1 pseudogene is annotated in these 247 nt (G+C 57.5%); it reads left to right on the top strand.

From position 1 onward, the window contains the following. Positions 1 to 247: pseudogene (locus KVT28_RS26005) on the top strand (N-acetyltransferase); the annotation flags it as partial.

Below are 247 nucleotides of genomic sequence, written 5' to 3'. Positions count from 1 at the left end.
AGGATGCAGAGCTGCTGCACCTGCTGGGCCGCATGACCTACAGTGCGCATTACAAACATATGTGGGTTTCCGCAGACGAACTGGATGCCTTTATCGACAAGGAATATGGTCTGGCAGAGCTGAATAGCAGCCTCGCGGCACCCAATGAGAGCTGGCTGATCGCCGAGACCCACAAGCCGATTGGCTTCGCCAAAGTCACCTGGAACACGCCAGTGCCGGATTCCGGCATGAGCGGCGCGTTGCTCAA

Source organism: Pantoea sp. GbtcB22 (assembly GCF_019091025.1).
Taxonomy (GTDB): Bacteria; Pseudomonadota; Gammaproteobacteria; order Enterobacterales; family Enterobacteriaceae; genus Pantoea; species Pantoea leporis.
The sequence above is the reverse complement of the archived record's forward strand: the minus strand, read 5'-3'. Positions and strand labels throughout refer to the sequence as shown.